Raw genomic sequence first — 19,867 nt, 5'->3', positions numbered from 1 at the left:
CGTATGATACATAGAGGATTGCTGGCGCTAATGCTGTTGATTTCACAAGTGGGCTTAGCGCAAGGCAGGGTAGTGACAGAATTAGCTGAGAACTGGAAGTTCCAAAAAGGCAAGAACGACCAGGCCCATCAGGTCAATTTTAATGACAAGAGCTGGGAGAAAGTAACGGTGCCCCATGACTGGGCCATTTACGGTCCTTTTGACAAGGAGATAGACAAGCAGGTGGTGGCCATTGACCAGAACAATGAGAAAGTAGCCACAGAGAAAACCGGTCGTACTGGCGCCCTGCCTTACATCGGCGAGGCCTGGTACCGCAATGAATTCACGCTGCCACACTATAAAAAAGGGCAGAAGGTCCTGATAGTGTTTGAAGGGGCCATGAGTGAGCCCAAAGTGTTTGTGAATGGCCAGAAAGTAGGGGAGTGGGCGTACGGCTACAGCTATTTTTACTTTGACATCACAGACCAGGTGCAGGAAGGCAAGAAAAACACGCTGGCCGTGCACCTCAGCAACCAGGGGCAGTCCTCACGCTGGTACCCGGGCGCTGGGCTTTACCGCAAGGTGCAGGTCATCGTGAAAAACCAGGAAAGCATTGACCAATGGGGCACATTTGTGACTACACCTTTCATCTCTAAAGACCTGGCCAAGGTGAATATCAAAACCAAGGCCTCGGGCAACAACGTGCGGCTGTTCACCCAGATTAAAGACGCCCAAGGCAACATAGTGGCCAGTGACAGTAGCGGGCAAGCCTTCGGGAAGGAGTTTGAACAGAATATTGCAGTGGCCAACCCCCAACTCTGGAGCCCCGAAAAGCCTTACCTCTACACGGCTGTCACCAGACTGTATGTGGGCAAAACTTTGAAAGATGAAGTCACTACCCGCTTTGGAATCAGGGAAATCAGTTACAAGCCTAACGTGGGCTTCAGTCTGAACGGGAAGGTGCGCAAGTTCAAAGGCGTGTGCCTGCACCATGACCTGGGTCCGTTAGGTGCCGCCGTGAACAAGGCCGCCCTGCGCCGTCAGTTGCGTATTTTAAAAGACATGGGCTGTGATGCCATCAGAAGCTCGCACAACATGCCGTCCATAGAACAATTAGAGCTGGCAGATGAAATGGGCTTCATGTTCTTGGCAGAAAGCTTTGACGAATGGGCCAAACCAAAAGTTAAGAACGGCTACAACCGCTTCTTTGAAGAATACGCCGAGAAAGACATCATCAACCTGGTGCACGCCACCCGCAACCACCCATCCATTGTGATGTGGAGCTCGGGTAACGAAGTCCCTGATCAGTGGGGAGCCGAAGGCGTGAAGCGGGCCAAGCGCTTGCAGGACATCTTCCACCGCGAAGACCCTACGCGTCCCGTGACCGTGGGCATGGACCAGGTTAAAGCCACCATGGCTTCTGGATTTGGCGCCATCATGGACATTCCAGGACTTAATTACCGCACCCATCTATATGAAGAGGCCTTTGCCACTTTTCCGCAGGGATTCATTTTGGGTTCAGAAACGGCCTCTACGGTTAGCTCTCGCGGCATTTACAAGTTTCCGGTGGAAAAAGGGATTGAGAAGCAGTACCCAGACTTGCAGAGTTCTTCTTATGATTTGGAATACTGCTCATGGTCTAACTTACCCGAGGATGACTTTGTGCTACAGGATGACAAGCCTTGGGTGATTGGCGAGTTTGTCTGGACCGGTTTTGATTACTTAGGCGAACCAACGCCCTATGATGATAAATGGCCGTCGCGGAGTTCTTACTTTGGCATTAATGACTTGGCCGGTCTGCCTAAAGATAGGTTCTATCTGTACCGTAGCCGCTGGAATACCAAGGAGGAGACCCTGCACATTCTGCCGCACTGGAACTGGGAGGGAAGGGAAGGACAGACCACGCCAGTGTTTGTCTATACCAACTATGACAGCGCCGAACTCTTTATCAACGGCAAAAGCCAAGGCATCCAGAAAAAGCATAACGCTACGCCGCAGACCCGGTACCGCCTCATGTGGTTGGACGTGAAATATGAGCCGGGCACCGTCAAAGTTGTGGCTTTTGGCAAGGACGGCAAGCCCGTGGCCGAAAGAGAAGTGAAAACTGCTGGCAAGCCTTACAAACTTGTCTTAGAGGCAGACCGCAAAGAGATTTCCGCAGACGGCAAGGATTTGTCTTACGTGACCGTGTCTGTGGTAGACAAAGAAGGCAACCTGTGCCCCACCGCTACCAACCAGCTAACCTTTTCAGTAAAAGGCAAAGGCGCCTATCGAGCGGCCAGCAACGGCGACCCTACATCACTGGAGCAATTCCATCTGCCCACCATGAAACTGTTCAGCGGTAAGTTGGTGGTGTTGATGCAGTCCACAGACCAGGCAGGCGCTATGGAATTGACAGTGAAAGGCAAAGGACTGCAGCCGGGACAGGTAACCATTCAATCCAGGAAGTAAAGATTCTGGGTTTTAAGCAGTTTACGTGCTGCTAAAATTTGCCAGAGACCGCAGAGTACCCGATATTGTTTGTGTTTTGGCAGCAATCCGCTTTGGAGAAAACGTAATGTAAGGATGGACGCATCTAAGATGATTAATTTAGACAATAACAGCGCCATTAAGTTGGAGTATGACGCTACCCATGATATTTTGTTTGGGTACTGTCCAGACTTTACTGACATGAACATGACTGAGGCCAACATGGCTTTCCAGGAGGTGGTCAAGACTTTGCTGCAGCACAATATCACCAAGGTGTTAATTGACTCCAGAATGTCTTACATGGACGTGAGCACCCATAAACACAAAGCGGTGCTGGAGATGTTTGCCCTCAACTTATATTCTACCAAACTAAAGAAGTTTGCCAGAATCATGACCGAAAATGAAGACCGTGAATCCAGTGTGTTACAGGTAGTAGATGAAGCCAACATCCCGTTTGCGTTCAGAAACTTCAGAGATATACCTACGGCGGTAGAGTGGCTTAAAAGTCAAAGCAATTCATAGGGAGGCCTTCCCCATTTTTTAAATTTTACCTGTGTATGGGCGTGACCATTAGCTGTAAGCCTTTTAAGGAGCTGACAGTGTTTGAATTATATGACAACCTGCGCCTGCGCAGTGATGTGTTTGTGGTAGAGCAAACGTGCGTGTTCCTGGACCTGGATAACAAAGACCAGCAGTGTTACCACGTTTTGCTTTACAAAGATGATGTGTTAGAGGCATCTTCCAGGCTAGTGCCGCCAGGGGTGAGTTACCCCATGGCTTCCATTGGCCGGGTAGTGACCAGTCAAGCCGTAAGAGGCACTGGGCTAGGAAAGGAACTGATGCAGGCCTCCATTACCTACTGCCAGGATTTGTTTGGCAATGGACCCATTAAAATTGGGGCGCAGGTGTATGCCCGCAAGTTCTATGAGAACCTGGGCTTTGTTCAGGCCGGCGATGTGTACGATGAAGACGGCATTGCCCATATCCACATGATAAGACAGTAACTTGGTCTATTGTTGTTTTTGGCCCGTTTTCCTGAAATTAGGCCAAAAACTGAAGAGGCTTGGTGGTAGATTGTTGTTAAAATAATTATTGAAATAGTAAATAAATATAAATCTAATTTCATGGCAGAAGAAAATCAGAAACAGCGTTTGTTTCAAGAGATAGAGCGAGAGCTTACCAAACAAGGCTTTACCATCTCCTCAAAGGATGATGCGCGTCCCTGGGGAGGCTTTTTTGTAATTGAGGAACGTCAGGCGCAGGCCTTCGCGAATACGTATTTTGACGGCCTTTCTGTGGAGGAGATTAAAATCTCAGGCAAGCTCAGCCCTAAGGTTTTAGTTGTAGCACCGCACAAGCGCTTGTCCTGGCAGTACCATCACCGCCGCGCCGAAGTCTGGCAAGTCATAAAAGGAACCGTGGGCGTAATGACCAGCCCAACCGACCAGGAAGCCGAAATCCAAAGCTTGGTTGCCGGTGATAAAATCACGTTGCAGCAAGGCGAGCGCCACCGGTTGGTAGGCCTGGATGACTGGGGCATCTTAGCCGAAATCTGGCAGCACACAGACGCCGCGCATCCTTCAGACGAAGAGGACATTGTGCGGGTGCAGGATGATTTCGGGCGGTAAACGGTGGAAGATTGAAAAAAAGAGTCCATAAAACAGAAGAGGCGTAGCTAGACACTACGCCTCTTCTGTTTTATGGACAGGTCAAAGGACTAGGCCAGTTGCGCCTTCCAGGTGTTCCATTTCTGGAGTTGTGCTGGGTTAAGGATAGACTCAATTTTTTGCAGTAGCTCCAGGCGGCATCTGCGTAGCATGCGCATGTGTATTTGCTTGGTCTCATGCTTGGCCATTTCTTCTTTAACAGCAGCGCGCAAGGCAGCCAGTTTTTCTTCTAGTTGGGCCTTGGTAATTTGGCCGGCCCTGTAGGCGGCCAGGTGATTTTCGCGGGTGGCGTTGGCTCTGCGTAGTAATTCTTGGTGCAGGTTCTGTATCTGGGTCAGGTGTTCTGCCACGCAAGCATGGTGTTGCTGAGCAAATCTTTTAACCGCGATTAGCTGGTTCTCATTCAGATTCAAATTCTTAAGCGCTCGCCGCAACAGCTCCATTTTTTCGCGGCTGGTTTCGCGGGGAGTGCAGGTCAAAACACCGTTGTCTGTGCCCATAGTTACTTCTGGGGTCTCCAGGTCAGAGAGGTCTGGCAGCTCAAATTCTGCAGCGGCAAATTGGGTGTCTTCAGGGGCCTGCACCTCATCTTGTTGGCAGGCAGTGAACAACAGGGAGGCGGCCATCAACAGCATGCCCCAAGTGCGTCTCATTTTCATCATGTGTACAAGGTTTAAGGTTTGTTAGATTAGTGGTATGTTGGCAAGTAAAAAGCGGAGAAGATTGCCGCTTCAAGCTTGTATGTTCCTTAGAGATAGGTAAAGCCGATAGGTTAAATGGCTCCAAGTAATATTTTTTTGCCGTGGCCACTTGCTGTATATGCTTTTACAAAGGATAAGAACAAATTTAGGGTGGCAGCATTTAACCTTTCGTGCCGTTTAGCCTCTAAGCAGTATGACGTATTTATTTACCAACCCATTGGAATGAGCGAGCTGACAGATGAGCAGGTTCTGGCTTTGTTTAGGGACGCCTCTACCAAAGACCGCGCCTTTACGCTGTTGATGGACCGGTATAACGTAAGGATTTACTGGCACATACGGCGGTTGGTGGTGACCCATGAAGACGCCCAGGATCTGTTGCAGGAAACGTTTATCAATGTGTACAAACACTTGCACACGTTTGAGGGGGAAAGCAAACTTTACACCTGGCTGTACCGAGTGGCCACCAATGAGTGCCTTCGGTTACTGAAAGAGCGCAAACGGTTTTTGGCCTCTTTTCAAGAAATTGACGAAAAACTGGTGCACACCCTCCATGACACCACCGGGCCAGAAAGTGACCAGATTCTGGTGCAGCTGCAAGAGGCCATCCTGCGGTTGCCCCAGAAACAGCGCCTGGTGTTTAACCTGCGCTACTATGATGACCTACCTTATGATGAGATAAGCAAGATTCTGGACTGTTCCGTCTCTACGCTTAAAACCAATTACCACCTGGCCAGCAGTAAAGTGAAGGCTTTTATGATGAAGGAAGTATGAACGAGGAGTTTGACCTAGTAAACGAGAATAAGGCCATGCCCTACCAAGTGCCCGCCGGTTTTTTTGAGGGCATCACGCAGGCTACGCTGCAAGAAGCTAAGCGCCGCGAAGCCCTAACTACCACCAAATCTAAAACCATTTGGGGAGGCTACAGCTGGGCAGTGGCGGCCAGTCTGGCGCTTTTGCTGGTGGCGGGTTATTATCTCCTGAAAAAGCCTCAGCCATCACCACCCGCATTGGTCAGAACAGAAGTAAAACCTGCGCCGGCCGCTACACCGGTAGAGAGAAATGAGCCTGTCACGTCAGTATCGGTGACCCAGGAAAAGTACGTCGCAGTAAATAAGGAAGAAGCAAAAACACAGGCAAAAGGCCAGAAACAGACCCGAGCAGCCGTCCCAGACCCAACGCCTAAACCAGAGAAAGCTGAGTCGCTGGACAAATTCCTGGCCGCGCTCACAGACCAGGAATTGGCAGAGCTGGCTGCTATGGCTGCATCAGAAACTTACGTGTACGAAGAATCCCTACTACCATGAAAACACTAATAAAATACTTGACGCTCACCGCCGCCTTGCTGCTTACCTTGCATGCGCAGGCCCAGAACCTTAGAAACAACCCGCGCCTGCAAGAGCGCCTTACGCAGGCCAAGCTGCAAGAGATCCAGAAGACCCTGCTCTTGAATGACGAGAAGATGAAAGCCTTGAGTCCCATCTATAAACGCTATGACGCAGAGGTAATGGCCCTTCATCTGAACCGCCAGATGAAAGGACCGGCAACCAACATCAACAACTTGACGGCAGAAGAGGCAGATAAACTGGTCACGCAGCAACTAGACAACGCCGTTAAAATGAGCACCGTCCGGAAGAACTACTACACAGAGTTTAAGACTGTCCTCACGCCCCAGCAGGTCATGGCCATGTTCAGGGCCGAGGCGCAGATCAGGCGCCGGGTGATGATGGAATTGAGAAGAAGGACCGAAACCCCCAGAAAGTAGCCGAATGCCCAGCAGAAATCCCTTCGTTTTTGGCCCGTTTTCTAGAAAACGGGCCAAAAACGAAGGGATTTCTGCTATTTAACCTTCTGATGAAAAAAAGTAAGCTTACCCCCGCTTAGGCTATAGCGGCTTCAGTTCTTGCAGCGGTTTTAGACGCTACCGCCCGGTACGGCGTCTGCGGCAAGGCTAACAGGGGCAGGTTGCTGCCAAAGGCCAGTTGCGCAGATACGCTGTGATGGAAAAGCGCTTCTAGCCAGTTGCGTTGTTCTATGGCAACGGCCAGTAACTGCACCGGGGTTTCTTTGGTGTATTGTTTAATGCCCGCCAAGACAGAAGCAGCCTTTACTTGTTTAATCTGCACGGTAAGGTTGGTGTGCTGGGCGGCAATCTCTTGGATGATCTGGCCGTCTGCCACAATGTTCAACTGCTCATCTGCCTGCACGTTCAAGACGTCCACCTCTGGCTTGAAAGGAGACAGCAGCGGGAACAGCTGCTGCAAGAAAATGCTTTCTTCTTTTTCAAAGTCAGACGCGTAGGCTACCTTCTGCATGCCATTGTATCTGGCCGTGGCTGGTACCACCAGCACCGGGCAGTGCACTTGTTGCATGATGGTTAAGGCGTTGGTGCCGGCCAGTTTCTGCAAGAAGCCAGTAGCGCCCTTGGTGCCCATCACAATCATGTCTACCTGGTGTTGCACGGCCAACTTGCCCATGCACTGGTACAAAGGACCTTCCTCACAATAGGTTTCTACCTCAAACCTAAATCCGTTCTCCAGACGCAAAGTCTTAGACAGTTTTTCCAGTTCCTGCACATACGCTTGCTTCAGGGCCACTTGCGGGTTGATGACGCCGGCCTCTACCGGGGTAATGCCCGTTGGGAACGGCAGCGCGTGAACCAAAATTAGTTTACCTCTCACCTCAGAGGCCAGTTGGGCGGCATAGGTGATGGCATTGACAGCATTCGGGGAAAAGTCGGTGGGTGTAAGGATGGTTTTCATACAAGTTGATTTTTGGTGCGGACTGTTACAGACCTGCCTGTAACACATTTCAAAAGTACTGCCAAGGCGGCGCCAAAATGATGAGGTAGCTTAGCGGTACATATGATTTTTGTCATATTCTCCGTAGCGCATGACCGCCGCCTTTTAACCTGCATCAGCCAGAGGCTCGTTTTTGCCCTGTTTTCTAGATTTCAGGCAAAAAACGAGATTCTTCATCTGTAGCCAACGCAGAATATAAGGTACCATTTAGCGCCTTTACCTCGTCACCCCGAAACCTTTCTCCCGCACCAACCTGCCTAAACACAAAGTGGTATACCGGTAGAAACCCTCAGGGCAAGGTAACAAGTGAGGCTCATGGCCCCATGCTCTTTATTTCTGGCGTACCTTTGCCTTTTGCTCTTTTTTATGACGCGTAAACAGCATTTCTACATCATCTTAATCTTGGGGGCGCTGTGTACGGTCAGTCCGTTTTCTATTGACATGTACCTGCCGGGGTTTCCAGCCATTGCCCAAGACCTCAAGACCACCATTTCGCAGGTTCAACTGTCGCTCACGGCGTACTTAATCGGGATTTCGGCGGGACAGTTGCTGTATGGGCCCTTGCTGGACAGATATGGCAGAAAAACGCCGCTGTACGCGGGCATGGTCTTGTACATTCTGGCCTCTGTTGGGTGTGCTTTTACCAGCTCTGTAGACGCGCTCATTGCCATGCGGTTCTTGCAGGCCATTGGGGGGTGTGCGGGCATGGTGGCGGCGCAGGCCTTGGTGCGCGACTTATTCCCGGTTAAAGAAACAGCCAAAGTTTTCTCTACGCTCACGCTGGTCATTGCCGTGTCACCTATGGTGGCGCCTACGGTGGGTGGTTACGTCACCGCCACGTTTGGCTGGCACGCCGTCTTCATCATTCTGGCCCTTATCACCGCGCTCATCTTGCTGGGCATTTACTTTGTGTTGCCCCAAGGAAAACCGGCAGACCCGTCTATGTCTTTAAAGCCGAAGGCGGTCATGTCTAACTTCTGGCTGGTCCTGCGGCATCCGCAGTTTTTAGTGTACAGCCTGGTGGGAGGCATAGCGGCGGCGGGCCCATTTGCGTACATAGCGGGCTCACCAGATGTGTTCATGAACATTTACAAGGTGAGCGAACAACAGTATGGCTGGATCTTCGCGATTCTTTCTGTGGCCTTGATTGGCTCCCCACAGTTAAACCACCTCTTTCTGCGCAAATACACCAGTGAACAGATCATTAAAGCCGGTTTGCTGTATCAGACGTTCATTGGTGCGCTGTTAGTCTATGGCGTCTACGCCGATTGGTATTCCATCACAAGCCTCCTTGTGATGCTGTTTCTGTTCTTGAGCGGACAAGGATTAACCAGTCCCAATTCATCTGCTTTGTCTCTGGCACCTTTCAGCCGGCATGCGGGTAGTGCCGCCGCCTTGATGGGCAGTCTGCGCATGGGCGTGGGAGCCTTGGTGTCGGCGGCGGTGAGTCTTCTGCACAATGGTACGGCGCTGCCCATGGTGCTGGTCATGGCGCTTTGTACGGTCACGGGGCTAGTTATCCTTTTACTAGGCGGTAACTGGGTGAAGCGTCATACAAGCAATTCTAATTCTGGAGGGCTGTCTGAAGAAACAAATCTGTAACAAAAAGACGCCCGCCCGTTTTTGAGCTATTTTCTGGAAAACAGACCAAAAACGGGAGGGCGTCTTATTGTTACCTTGAAAGTTTTTCTATTTACCTAAGGCCAAGGAATTAGTCCTAAGTAGTTGCTTCACAGAACTAGTCAACTGTTCTTCTGAGCTGGCCGTCACGTTCACCAGCTGGAACGGAGCCTCGCCCATGAACATGCGCCAGCGCCAGTCAGACTGGGTGATGGTCTGGTAGGTGCCGTTGTCCATCCACCAGGCCGTGTAGAGTCGGTCTTTCCCTTTTTCTAATTGTCCCACGTAGATTTCCCTTCCAGTGACTAGCCTGGTTTGTACGTGCTTGAACAGGTAACCACTGCCTTCCCAACAGATAAGCGGATGGTGCTCTGTGGAGTAAAATGCCCGGATGGGTTTTACATAGATGAGCGTTTCTGGGCTGCTGATCTTCCGGACGCCGCTGGGCAGCGCCTCTTGCGTAAAGCCTGCCACCTCTGCGGGCGCCTGGGCCATGGGGTCCACTTTCTTTTGCAGACGCAGGCCAGCGCCAATGAACAACAGGAGCAAGATGACATTCAGACTTAAAATAGAAGCTGGCTTTTTAAACCCGGACGGTTCAGAAAGGACGGGCTGTACAGGTAGTTTCTGATGCAGGTGCCTGGCCAGAAAGTAAAAGGGAAGCACGGCATACAGAATAAGGCAGGCCATGCCTACCACGTCATGCATCACCTGGTCTGGCATTATCTTAAACAGGACCAATACCAGAATGCGCAACAAGTTGCTGGCCACATTCAACACCACCATGCCTGCCAGTAAGCCAAAAGAGAGCCACAGCGGCCATGCTTTTTGATGGGTGCGTTGCAAGTGGGCCAGGACCAAAATAGCCATCGTCAGCGAGAAGGAGAGCATGTTCAGGCCCGCGCAGGCGGGGTCAACGGAGAACTCCTCCCCGTTGACCAACAAAATGTTGCCTGCCACCTCTGTTGAAGAATAAAGTAGCCGTAGCAGCCCCGCCGCCCACTGGGTTAACTGCAAACGCAACGGAAAACTCAGGATGTCTGCCACGTACGTGAAGATGGGCGAGACCACCAATAGCATGAGAAACGGATACACGCTTATCTTGCCCACCAACATCTGGGCCGCAAACCAACACGCCAGCACAAAGGCAAAAAAGTAAACCGTAGTGATTTGGTAGAACGCGGCCAGGGCCAAAAGCAGGAGCGTCCCGGCTAGTAACACATAAGAGGGCTTGCGCTGGCCGGTAGGCAAAGCCACAAGCGGCAGCAGCAGCAAACCCAATACCCACTGCGCGTCCCAGAGCAGGTATTCGCTCAGAAAAAGGTAGGCCACCACGGCATAGGCAGTCACCACCAGCAGGTTCAGGCGGTGCTTCTGCCACGCAAGCGCCGGCCACTGCGTGTTCATGCTCATGACAGCAAAGAGGGTCTAAGCGAGAAGATAGTGACAAGCACAATGACCAGGATGATGAGCGCCCATTCATGCGGCTCGGGCACGGCCCCAGAGGACTTCACGCTGGCGTTGCCCAGGCTGTCCTTGCTTTTCTCAATCCCGAAGCGCTCATATCTTCTTGTTGCTCTAACACCACCAAGCTGGAAAGCGGACTCACCACGTTGGCTTGGGCGGCTTCGTCAATGAGGTGTGTCTCCAGGTACTCCTTCTCAAAATACTTTGGACCGATCTGCTGTAACAGATGGTTGTAGGCAAAGAGACGCATCAAGTGGTCAGGGCCATTGGCTGGTATTTCTTTGTCCGCCACGGTTCTGACAATCTTCAAGCCACTCTCGGCTAGTTGCACGGCATTAGGATCTTGCAGGGCCGCCGGGAACTGTGATTTGGTGAGTAGTTGGTTCAGGTCTGACAGCGTACCCTGGGTGTACTGCAACAGCTTTAATTCTCTGAGGGTCTTGCCATACGGGGACAATTGGTGCCCAATGTTGAAGTATCTTACGGCGAACCGATTTTGGGCTGTTTTTGAGAAATTAGCTGAAAAACGACTGTCCTTGATGTCCTTGAAATTGGGTGAGGTGCCGGTTCCTTTGCTGATGACCAAGGCCTGGGCTGGGTTTTTGATATGGTGCAACGGGAAGAGCGAAAACGTCTGCTGCTGCAAGAGGCTAAACAGCTGGTCGCGGTTAGCTTCGGTGAGCCGGGTCATTTCATTGGCATACACATACACGGTTTTATCTTTCAACAGAGGCCAAACCGTGTCCCACTCATGTTCGGTCCAGGCGGCATTTACATCTAGGTAGACTTCAGTGGCTTGGAACGGTTCCAACACGGGCGCGTGCGGTTGTAACTGGTAGCTAAAGCCGCCAAACGTGAAGCCTTGGGCACTAAGCGGAGTCACGGGCAAAGAAACGCTCCAATCCTGCTCATAAGAACTGTACCTTGTATAATGCCCTGGTTGCTTAGACTCAAACGAAGCAGGCACGTTTAAATTAGCAGTTCCGTTTTCAACGCGCAGGGCAATAGTTTCTGAAGCACCTTGCACGGATGGTCCGTCAAAGTAGATGTTCTCATAGATCAGCTCGTTCCCTTCTTGACGCAGGGGAGAAGTGACGCCGATCTTAAACCTTCTGCTGGATTGCGGTAACACCGGGAAAATCCTCACACTCACCGTATTGCCCTCCTGCCAGTGCACCACAGAAGGGTCTCTGGCCTCCACGCCCACGATGGTTTTGTAGGCGGTGTCGGCTTTGCTTTGGGTGGTCAGGTAGCCTTTCTCTTCTATGCCGTTTATCCAAAGCGACAAAGAGGTGACTACGCTTCCCTCGGGCAGATAAAACGTATAAATGCCTTCTTCCTGCCCCCAACTGCCTGGCTTATGGTTGTCTACGGTAAGGGTTTTTTCTGTGTAGCTTAGGCGGTATTCAGGAAAGATTTGGGCCTGCGTGATGACGTTGCTGGTGCCCAAGTGATCTCCTGACCAGAGCCGCTCCTGGGCATGGTGGCGGGCGTCATACATGCTTTCCAAGATCTTCACGCGCTCGTTAGTTTCCAGGTTGGGCTTGCCTAGTAGGCGCGTGGCCAGAATGACCAGCGGGTCATGGCGCATGAGCTCGTCAAAATTCTTCTCCGGGAACTGGAAAGGTGCAAATTCATCGGCTACGGCCTGGTACACCAGGTCTGTTTTAATAAGGCGCTCATGAATAGGGTTGGCCGACAGGTTCTGGCTCAAAGATACCCAACGCGGCAGGTCCTGGGTCTGGGAGATTTGTTGTTCGTTCAAGAGTTTCTGGATGGAGTTTTTGCCGTCCTGCCACATGACTAGAAACACCACGGCGGTGATGATTGGAATGGCCATGCCCGTGATGACGCCAATCTTTAGCGAAGGATCTTTCCGGCATTCTCTGCCAAGGGCTAGAAACAATAGGACCACCGTACAGGCCGGGATGAAGATGTGCAGGCCAATGCCCAAGGCAATAGCCCCAATGGTGCCCACCAGGTAAAACGGCAGTAGGTACAAGGCAAAGTAGGTAAATAATACCAAGCCTGCGCCCAGTAGGAGCAGCAAAACCTGGCGCAGGAGGTACGGCAAGGACTTTCTAAGCGGGTAGGCCATCATGGCCAGAGAGACAACCAGTAGAACCACCTGCAGCCATTCCACCGATTTCTGGAAGATGGGCAGGTCGCGGTTCAGGGAGAAGCAACTGATCAGGCCCATGACCAGAAACAGGAACAGGTAGTCTGCTTGCTTTACTAGATGCCTGATTTTAACGCTGGGCGAAAAAAACAATATGAAAAGATACAGCGCCGCAAACGCATAGTTCACAAAGAAGTTGACCATGGGGTCATGGCCTTCAGAGGCAATGCCCCAGTCAGGGAGCATGAAAATGAGAAAGGAGAAACAGATGAAGGCGTACCCCGTGATCAGGAGTGTTCTGCTGGAAGTGCCCAGAGGAGAGGAGGACTCTGACTTATTTTCTAGTTTTTGTAAAGTACTTTGTGTTTCAAAGTTCATAAGCAAAAAAATTTGGTGGTTAGGATAGGGATTGGGTCTGTGTTAGGGATATCACTATTGGTTGGTGTTGTTCATAGCTGTGTAGAGGTAGGAGCGTATTCTTGTTTTGACCATACATCTGCCATCTAGAAATAGAGAATATAATAGGTATGTACTGTACTAGTTTTTTAGTTGAGTTTGTATAAAGTACTTTGTGTTTCAAAGTTAATAATACTTCTTCTGCTGGCAAGAGGTTGCCTAAAATATTTTGAAATTCTAATATGAGCTTGTCAAGGCTGGTAGGATAAAGGCCGCTGAGCTGATAACGCCTTCCGTTTTTGGGCTATTTTCTAGAAAACAAGCCAAAAACGGAAACCTGCCCGCCGTACAAAATACTTAGAAGCATTGCCTAAAAACGCGTAGGTTGTATCTTGCCAAACTAGCGTTGATTTCTACTTAGTAAGGACCCATGAAAATACTGCTCATTGAAGATGAACCCAAGGTAAGCGCCTTTATCAAGAAAGGCCTGGAAGAGCAGACCTATGAGGTAGACCTGGCCTATGACGGTTTTTACGGAGCCAAACTCGCCCTGGAGAATGAATATGCGCTGGTGGTCCTGGACGTGATTCTGCCGCGCATGAACGGGGTAGAGGTGTGCCGCACCATCCGGCAACAGAACCAGACCCTGCCCATTCTCATGCTCACGGCCCTGGGCAGTACAGATGACAAGATCCTGGGCCTGGACTCGGGCGCCGACGATTACTTGGTCAAGCCGTTTGAGTTTCAGGAGCTGTTGGCCAGAATACGGGCCTTGACCAGGCGGGTGCAGGAAAACGTCTCTAGTGAGGTGTTGCAGTTGGCTGATTTGGAGCTGGACGTACAGAAAAAGACCGTCACCCGTAGTGGCGTGCCCATCTCCTTAACCGCCCGCGAGTTTGCCCTGCTGTATTACCTGTTGCGCAACAAAGAACGGGTGGTGTCCAGGGTAGACATTATTGAGCAGGTCTGGGAGACGTCCTTTGACACCGGCAGCAACGTGATAGACGTGTACATCAATTTTCTGCGCAAGAAAGTAGACAAGGATTTTTCGCCTAAGCTCATTCATACGCTGGTGGGCATGGGCTACGTGTTAAAGGAGATGGAATAGGGTATGAAGATTAAAACCAAACTGATGCTCCAGTTTTCTGGCATCATTGCCGGCATTCTGTTGCTCTTCTGCCTTACGGTCTATTACTTCAGCTCCCTGTCCCGCAAGAACGACTATGACGGCCGTATCTTGAACAGGGCCTACGCTACCGCCCATTTTGTCCTGGACGCCGACACCGTTAGTGAACAGCAGCATGCCTTGGACCAACGCCTCTACTACCAGATGCTACCCCGCGAGATTGTGCGCGTCTATGACCAGGACCAGAAACTGCTTTTTGCCGAAGGTGAAGGAAATTTAGGCGTGACGGACCAACTGCTGGCAGAAATTCTGGAAAAGGGCGAAGTGCGTGAGATGCGGAATAAACGGCAGTTGGTGGGCATTAGGTACATGCACCGCAACAAGCCACATATCATCTTAGCTTCTTCAGTGGATTTATACAACCTAAGCACCCTGCAAAACCTGCTGGTCATATTGGTCTCTGGGTTTGTGGCGGCCATGGTGGTGGTGGTGGTGACCGGTTGGATCTTTGCCCGCGCCGCTCTTAAGCCATTTTTAAGAGTGGTTTCTGAGGTTGAGAAGATCAACGCCTCAGACCTTTCCTTGCGTTTAACCCAAGGCCAGGGCACCGATGAGGTGGCTCAGTTGGCCCAGACCTTTAATAAGATGCTGGACCGCATTGAGATAGCCTTTGAAGCCCAGCGCACTTTTGTCTACAGTGCCTCGCATGAGCTACGCACGCCGCTCACCGCCATGATTGGCGAGTTGCAGGTGGCCCTCATGAAAGACCGTGAAGCCCCAGAATACAAGCGCGTACTGCAATCCACCCTGGAGGATGCGCATCTGCTGGCGCAGCTTTCCAACGGTCTACTGCAAATGGTGCAGGCCAGTACAGACTCCTCTAAAGTACCTATGGCGGCCTTGCAAATGGATGAACTGGTGTGGCAGGCCTGCTCTGAAGCCAAAAAAAGAACACCTTCCATTATGCTGGATGTGCAGTTTGAAAACATGCCCGAAGATGAAAAGGAACTGCAAATCTGGGGGAATGATGCCTTGCTACTGATTGCCGTGGTCAACGTGTTGGAGAACGCTAGTAAGTTCTCTGTGAAAGACGCACCCATTGCCGTTTCCATTGAGGTGCAGAACCGTGATTTGGTGTTAAAGATCCGTGACCAAGGCATAGGCATGACGCCAGAAGACGTGCGCAAGGTGTTTGTACCCTTCTTTAGGGCAGAGAACGTGCGTGACATCTCTGGACACGGCATTGGCCTGCCCCTGGCAGAGAAAATCATTAAACTTCACCGGGGCAGCATTCAGGTAAACTCCCAGGTGAACAAAGGAACCGAGGTGGTTCTTTCCTTCCCTAAGCTTCATTTAGTGTACCAACTGTAACCTCATTTTTGGGCTATTTTTAAGGAATGAGGCCAAAAATGAGTCATGTATATCGTCCTTTTTAATCGAATTTTAATGTGGCTTTAATTCGGTCTTAATCTCCCGCCCTCACCTTTGTGGAATTAATTGGCAGCCCAGGCATGTGCTTGGGCTCCTTTTGCAATCTACAATACTGTGAAGAAGGGCATATGAAAGAAAAAAAATTATTTGATTCAATTGGCAAAGACCTCTCTGCAGGTTTGGTGGTGTTCCTGGTGGCACTTCCGCTTTGCCTTGGTATTTCGCTTGCCTCTGGGGCGCCGCTTTTCTCTGGCCTTATTGCCGGCGTGGTGGGTGGTCTGGTGGTGTCCTGGGCCAGTGGTTCGCAATTAAGCGTTAGTGGGCCGGCAGCCGGCCTTACGGTGATTGTAGTGAACGGTATTGCCCAGATGCAAACCTTTGAGGCCTTTTTGGCAGCAGTGGTGTTGGCAGGGGTGATCCAGATTGTTCTGGGTTATCTAAAGGCTGGTATCATCGGTTTGTACTTCCCTTCTTCAGTAATCAAAGGGATGTTGGCGGCCATTGGCCTTATCTTGATTCTTAAGCAGATTCCGCATTTTCTGGGCGCCGATGATGACTTCTTAGGGAACCTGGATTTCTTCCAGTCAGACGGTAGAAACACCTTCTCAGAGATTGGCTACGCCTTTAGCCGGATCCAGGTGGGTTCCTTAATCGTGGGCTTGGTCTCTCTGGCGGTTATTCTGCTGTGGGAGCGTCCGTTTATGCAAAGGATTAAGGCGTTTAAGCTGGTACCGGGCGCATTGATTGCCGTGGTATTGTCTATTGTCTTGAACTTCTTGTTCCAGTCTTCACTGCCCACCTTGACTATTGCAGACACGCACCTGGTGCAGTTGCCAAATATCACTAGTCCAGCCTCCTTGTTAGCTGAACTTAGGTTCCCTGATTTTTCTGTCCTGACCAGTCCAGACGTTTACATGCTGGCCTTCACGTTGGCCATTGTGGCCAGCCTTGAAAGTTTGCTAAGCGTAGAAGCGGTAGACAAGCTGGACCCGCACAAGCGCAACACGCCCACCAACCGCGAGCTGAAGGCCCAAGGGTTAGGAAACATGTTGAGCGGTTTGATTGGCGGTATTCCTTTAACGGCGGTGATTGTGCGTAGCTCGGCTAACGTGAACGCTGGTGGCCAAACCAAGCTGTCTAGTTTCTTCCATGGCATCTTCTTGTTGATGAGTATCCTGTTCCTGACGGATGTATTGAAGTACGTGCCACTGGCCGCGCTGGCCGCCATCTTGTTGGTGGTAGGTTTTAAGTTGACCAAGCCAGCCTTGTATAAGAACCAATGGAAACTGGGTTCAGACCAGTTCCTGCCCTTCATCATTACCATTGTGGCCATCTTGTTCACTGACCTGTTGAAAGGTATTTCTATTGGTTTGGTGGTAGGCATCTTCTACATTCTTAAGGCCAACTACAAGACGCCGTACTTCTTCCATAAGGTAGAAGGCCGTGAAGGCGAGCAGATTCACATTAAACTGAGTGAGAACGTTACCTTCTTAAACAAAGCCAGCGTAGCGCTCACCTTGCACCATCTCCCAGAAGACAGCGACGTGCTGATTGACGGCTCAGCGTCTACCTACATTGACTATGACGTTCTAGAGGCCATTGAAGATTTTAAAACGGTTGCGGCAGAAAAGGACATACGCTTAACCTTGCGTGACATCCCTTCTGTATCGGCCGTGAGTGTACACTAAAAAAGTAAAACGTATTATGGAAGAACTTCTTAATAATGACAACCCTATGCACCCAGACATGGAGCGCATCTTTAAGGGTAACCGTGAGTGGGTAGAAAGCAAAAAGCAGAATGACCCAGGCTTCTTTGAGCGCTCTGCCCAAGGACAGGCCCCTAAGTATTTGTTTATTGGCTGCTCAGACAGCCGCGTGCCGGCCAGCCATATTTCTGGTACCGCCCCCGGTGAGATGTTTGTGCACCGTAACATCGCCAACATGGTGGTGCACACAGACGTGAACCTGCTGTCTGTGTTGCAGTACGCCGTAGAGGTATTAAAGGTAAAACACATCATGGTGGTGGGGCACTATGGTTGCGGTGGCGTGGCCGCGGCAGCCAGTGACAAGCAGTTTGGCTTAATTGACAACTGGTTGACCAACATCAAAGACGTGATCAGGTTGCATGAAGATGAGTTTAATGAGATCACAGATGAAGCCCAGCGCCTGAGAAGGCTGGTGGAACTGAACGTGATTGAGCAGGTGATGAACTTGTCCAAGACCTCCATTATTCAGAATGCCATGAAGAACGAGGAGCCGCCTCAATTGCACGGATTAGTGTATGACCTGCATGATGGTATCCTTAAAAACCTCAACGTGCAGACTAAAATGATCAAGCGCTTTGAGCACATCTACGGAATGCAATAATTATTCATAATGTTGGTCCACAAAAAAGCCCCGCTAAGATTAGCGGGGCTTTTTTTATCTACAAAAGGCTGCTTACCACCCAGGAGTGTTCGCGCCAGATCCGTAGTTATAAGGAGGTCCGCCCGCAGAAGAACGGTTATCGCTGTCATAACGACGGTTATTGTCATTGTCTCTATCATCATCGCCGGCTATGCTGTTCCAGACATCCTTAATGCCGTGGCCAATGCGCTCAAAGAAGCCTTCTTCCTGGTCATTGTCATAGCGGTTAAAATTGTCGCGGTTTTGGCTGTACCGGTCTTGCTCATACTGGCTACCCATGCTGCTTCTGTTCATGTTGTTAGGGTGGCTGTAGTCATCTGAGTAACGGTTTTCATTGGCGTTGCCATGGCTATACTGGGCGTAGTCATGGTCAGAGTCGTTCATCCAGCCAGAGGTTCTGTGGCCAGTACCGTACTGGTTGGAGTGGCTGCGGTCATAGTCTGAGTGTCCATAGCTTCCGGGTCTGCTTGACTGTCCATAAGAAGAACCTGTACCAGAACCGTAGCCGCCGTAAGAAGAAGAACCACTCTGGCCATAGGACCCGCCGTAGTTAGATGAACCGGAGGATGGGTTCTGAGATGATCTTCCGTACTGCGATGAGCCACCATGGCTTCCTAAGCCTTGGCTAGATCCGCCGTAATGGGTAGAGCCAGAACCGTAGTTAGAAGAACCAGATCCCTGGAAGTCATTGGTAGATCCAAAGTTGCCATAGGCATTGCCTCTGTCCATGGCGCCGCCGCTTGGGTTGCTGCCAGAAGAAGAGCCGGCATAGCCAGATCTGGCCCCGCCGTAGGTGCCTATGTTAGAAGAACGGGTAGAACCGGCACCCATGCCTGAGTTGCCTTGTCCGTAAGAAGAGGACCGTCCATAGCTAGAGCCGCTGCTAGGCGAAGATGAGCCGTAAGAGCCAGAGTAGCTGTTGCCAGACTGACCATACGATCCTCTTTGCTGAGAGGAGCCGCTGCCCATGGAAGAGCCGTAATTAGAAGAGCCGGAACCGTAGCCCGACCCATAGTTTGAAGATCCATAGTTTGAAGATCCATAGTTAGAAGAGCCGCCTCTGTTAGAAGAGTCAGATCCGTAAGAGCCATGGCTTCCCTGTCCGTAGCTTCTGGAGTCTCCCTGGTGTTGTGAAGAACCGTAGCCGCCTTGGCCTGAGCTATAGTTAGATGAGCCAGATCCTCCTTGGTTTTGCATGGAGTGGCCGCTCCAGCCGCTGGTGCGGCCTGCTTGGCTTCCTTGTGCCTGGTTGCCTCCGTAATTAGATGATTGACTGCTGTATGGGCTTTCACTGCTGCGGCTAGATACCCCGCTGTGTCCATGATAATCTGGTGTGCCTTGGCCTTCTTCGCGGTTGCCTAGGCTACCCCAATGTTGACGACCAGAATTCTCATGCCCAGAACGATACGTATTAAAAGTATCAAAACCAGAATGCTCGCGATTTCTCATAGTGTATGTTAGTTTAAGGTGAAAGATGGTTTCTTACTAGCCTTACAGGGCCGTAGAAACTAATACGAGGGTAGCAGGCAGGGGTTAATGGTTATGTGCAAAATATTCATTTTTGATGTAGCATGTAAAAGTTGTTTTATAGTTAGTAACAGGTTGTATCATAGTGGCTAAAATGGATGATGTAGTAAAAGTTTTCTTGCCATGACATAGTAATAGTTCTATATTTTTATGCTGGTATT

The 19,867-nt window shown here is 50.6% G+C and carries 17 protein-coding genes; 12 read left to right on the top strand and 5 right to left on the bottom strand.

The genetic code is table 11. From position 1 onward, the window contains the following. The first annotated feature begins 3 nt into the window (after positions 1-3). The 4 genes from ABD880_RS05700 (at position 4) to ABD880_RS05685 (ending at position 4,076) form a co-directional block, all read left to right on the top strand. On the top strand, positions 4-2,430 hold the full coding sequence (locus tag ABD880_RS05700) for a DUF4982 domain-containing protein (RefSeq protein WP_345163388.1): 2,427 nt from the start codon (positions 4-6) through the stop codon (positions 2,428-2,430). A gap of 129 nt (positions 2,431-2,559) precedes the next feature. After that, positions 2,560-2,970, top strand: a complete 411-nt coding sequence (locus ABD880_RS05695; RefSeq protein WP_345163385.1) for a hypothetical protein — start codon at positions 2,560-2,562, stop codon at positions 2,968-2,970. A 35-nt stretch (positions 2,971-3,005) separates the two neighbouring features. Further along, positions 3,006-3,452, top strand: a complete 447-nt coding sequence (locus tag ABD880_RS05690; protein ID WP_345163382.1) for a GNAT family N-acetyltransferase — start codon at positions 3,006-3,008, stop codon at positions 3,450-3,452. Between the two features lie 120 nt (positions 3,453-3,572). Beyond that, positions 3,573-4,076 (top strand): cupin domain-containing protein, encoded by a 504-nt coding sequence (locus tag ABD880_RS05685; protein WP_345163379.1) that lies wholly within the window; start codon positions 3,573-3,575, stop codon positions 4,074-4,076. Positions 4,077-4,165: 89 nt separating this feature from the next. Here ABD880_RS05685 and ABD880_RS05680 read toward each other — a convergent pair whose 3' ends face one another. Beyond that, a complete protein-coding gene (locus tag ABD880_RS05680; RefSeq protein WP_345163376.1) occupies positions 4,166-4,777 on the bottom strand; it encodes a hypothetical protein in 612 nt (203 codons plus the stop codon). 189 nt (positions 4,778-4,966) lie between these two features. Here ABD880_RS05680 and ABD880_RS05675 point away from each other — a divergent pair, with 189 nt between their 5' ends. The 3 genes from ABD880_RS05675 to ABD880_RS05665 are packed head-to-tail and all read left to right on the top strand — an operon-like array spanning position 4,967 to position 6,578. After that, entirely contained in the window at positions 4,967-5,587 is a 621-nt protein-coding gene (locus tag ABD880_RS05675) for an RNA polymerase sigma factor (protein WP_345163373.1), read from the top strand. Next, the gene (locus ABD880_RS05670) at positions 5,584-6,120 is read left to right on the top strand and encodes a hypothetical protein (RefSeq protein ID WP_345163369.1); all 537 of its coding nucleotides are present in this window, start codon (positions 5,584-5,586) and stop codon (positions 6,118-6,120) included. The genes ABD880_RS05675 and ABD880_RS05670 overlap by 4 nt, the downstream gene beginning before the upstream one ends. After that, positions 6,117-6,578 (top strand): hypothetical protein, encoded by a 462-nt coding sequence (locus tag ABD880_RS05665; RefSeq protein ID WP_345163367.1) that lies wholly within the window; start codon positions 6,117-6,119, stop codon positions 6,576-6,578. The genes ABD880_RS05670 and ABD880_RS05665 overlap by 4 nt, the downstream gene beginning before the upstream one ends. Positions 6,579-6,693: 115 nt before the next feature. On the opposite strand, the gene ABD880_RS05660 is transcribed toward ABD880_RS05665, so the two are convergent. Further along, entirely contained in the window at positions 6,694-7,575 is an 882-nt protein-coding gene (locus ABD880_RS05660) for a universal stress protein (RefSeq protein ID WP_345163365.1), read from the bottom strand. A 405-nt stretch (positions 7,576-7,980) separates the two neighbouring features. Here ABD880_RS05660 and ABD880_RS05655 point away from each other — a divergent pair, with 405 nt between their 5' ends. Then, on the top strand, positions 7,981-9,216 hold the full coding sequence (locus ABD880_RS05655) for a Bcr/CflA family multidrug efflux MFS transporter (RefSeq protein ID WP_345163363.1): 1,236 nt from the start codon (positions 7,981-7,983) through the stop codon (positions 9,214-9,216). An 87-nt stretch (positions 9,217-9,303) separates the two neighbouring features. On the opposite strand, the gene xrtN is transcribed toward ABD880_RS05655, so the two are convergent. Together xrtN and ABD880_RS05645 are read right to left on the bottom strand one after the other, a co-directional pair. Continuing rightward, entirely contained in the window at positions 9,304-10,647 is a 1,344-nt protein-coding gene (gene xrtN / locus ABD880_RS05650; RefSeq protein ID WP_345163360.1) for an exosortase N, read from the bottom strand. 97 nt (positions 10,648-10,744) lie between these two features. Then, positions 10,745-13,198: an XrtN system VIT domain-containing protein gene (locus ABD880_RS05645; RefSeq protein ID WP_345163357.1), complete on the bottom strand. Its 2,454-nt coding sequence runs from the start codon at positions 13,196-13,198 to the stop codon at positions 10,745-10,747. Between the two features lie 448 nt (positions 13,199-13,646). Between ABD880_RS05645 and ABD880_RS05640 the strand changes: the two genes are divergently transcribed. The 4 genes from ABD880_RS05640 to ABD880_RS05625 all read left to right on the top strand — a co-directional run bounded on the left by ABD880_RS05640 (position 13,647) and on the right by ABD880_RS05625 (position 18,140). After that, on the top strand, positions 13,647-14,324 hold the full coding sequence (locus ABD880_RS05640) for a response regulator (protein WP_345163354.1): 678 nt from the start codon (positions 13,647-13,649) through the stop codon (positions 14,322-14,324). A 3-nt stretch (positions 14,325-14,327) separates the two neighbouring features. Beyond that, a complete protein-coding gene (locus tag ABD880_RS05635; protein WP_345163351.1) occupies positions 14,328-15,713 on the top strand; it encodes a sensor histidine kinase in 1,386 nt (461 codons plus the stop codon). Between the two features lie 188 nt (positions 15,714-15,901). Further along, positions 15,902-17,461: a SulP family inorganic anion transporter gene (locus tag ABD880_RS05630; RefSeq protein WP_345163348.1), complete on the top strand. Its 1,560-nt coding sequence runs from the start codon at positions 15,902-15,904 to the stop codon at positions 17,459-17,461. A gap of 16 nt (positions 17,462-17,477) precedes the next feature. Continuing rightward, positions 17,478-18,140 (top strand): carbonic anhydrase, encoded by a 663-nt coding sequence (locus ABD880_RS05625; RefSeq protein WP_345163345.1) that lies wholly within the window; start codon positions 17,478-17,480, stop codon positions 18,138-18,140. 72 nt (positions 18,141-18,212) lie between these two features. Here ABD880_RS05625 and ABD880_RS05620 read toward each other — a convergent pair whose 3' ends face one another. After that, positions 18,213-19,628: a hypothetical protein gene (locus ABD880_RS05620; RefSeq protein ID WP_345163343.1), complete on the bottom strand. Its 1,416-nt coding sequence runs from the start codon at positions 19,626-19,628 to the stop codon at positions 18,213-18,215. Between the last annotated feature and the right edge of the window lie 239 nt (positions 19,629-19,867).

The organism is Nibribacter koreensis (genome assembly GCF_039541795.1).
In the GTDB taxonomy this organism is placed as follows: domain Bacteria; phylum Bacteroidota; class Bacteroidia; order Cytophagales; family Hymenobacteraceae; genus Nibribacter; species Nibribacter koreensis.
This window is presented reverse-complemented; position numbering and strand designations above follow the sequence as displayed.